Annotated in this window: 1 protein-coding gene and 1 pseudogene; both read left to right on the plus strand. The window is 50.9% G+C overall.

Annotation, left to right across the window (positions count from 1 at the left end):
• Window positions 1-177: 177 nt before the first annotated feature.
• Window positions 178-606, plus strand: a complete 429-nt coding sequence (gene nrdI / locus HMPREF1627_RS00375) for a class Ib ribonucleoside-diphosphate reductase assembly flavoprotein NrdI (protein WP_052038873.1) — start codon at window positions 178-180, stop codon at window positions 604-606.
• Window positions 591-873 (plus strand): annotated as a pseudogene (locus HMPREF1627_RS00380) (ribonucleotide-diphosphate reductase subunit alpha); the annotation flags it as partial. The gene nrdI and the pseudogene HMPREF1627_RS00380, both read left to right, overlap by 16 nt.

Consider the following 873-nt stretch of genomic DNA (forward strand, 5'->3'; position numbering starts at 1 on the left):
ACCAGCACTGGGCGGGCTACCGTCCAGATCTGATTAAGAAGATCGCTAAGGAAGCCGCCCTCGTAGTCAACGGCTAAAGCCAAACCCGGCCGTCACATTTGGTGGCCGGGTTAACTATGCGTGAAACCCTTTCGAATCAGAAGTATTCAAAAACAGCAGTTGAGCAGAAGGTAAGTCATGTCGGAAAAGAAGAGTGTGGACAAGGACATATTTCTTGTGTACTTTTCGTCAGCGACGGGCAACACCAAACGTTTTGTGGAAAAGTTGGGGTTTAGGAACTCGCGCATTCACTTGTTGCCGCGCGATGAGTTCTTGTATGTGCATGAACCGTACGTGCTGATTGTTCCCACCTACGGGGGCGGGAACTTGAAGGGCGCGGTTCCAAAACAGGTGATCAAGTTTTTGAACGTGAAAGAGAATCGGGATTTGTGCCGCGGGGTAATCTCGGGGGGCAACACGAATTTCGGTCAGGCTTACGGTCTTGCCGGCGATGTGATTGCTCGCAAGCTGGGTGTGCCACACATGTATCGGTTCGAGCTTCTTGGCACCAGCCAGGATGTTTCTAAAGTGCAAGAAGGATTGAGAGAATTTTGGCAGAAAATCTGACTGACACGGGGTTGGAAAGCGCGCTTCCGCCCGAGCTGGATTACCATGCGCTGAATGCTCAGCTGAATCTGTATGACCGTGATGGCAAGGTTCAGTTTGATGCGGATAAGAAGGCCGCGAGGCAGTACTTCTTGCAGCACGTCAACCAGAACACGGTGTTCTTCCATACGCTGAAGGAAAAGCTCGACTACCTGGTGGAAGAGGGCTATTACGAGAAGGAAGTTCTGGATCAGTACAGCTTTGAGTTCATTAAGTCGCTGTATGACC

This window comes from Actinomyces sp. S6-Spd3 (assembly GCF_000758755.1).
GTDB lineage: Bacteria > Actinomycetota > Actinomycetes > Actinomycetales > Actinomycetaceae > Pauljensenia.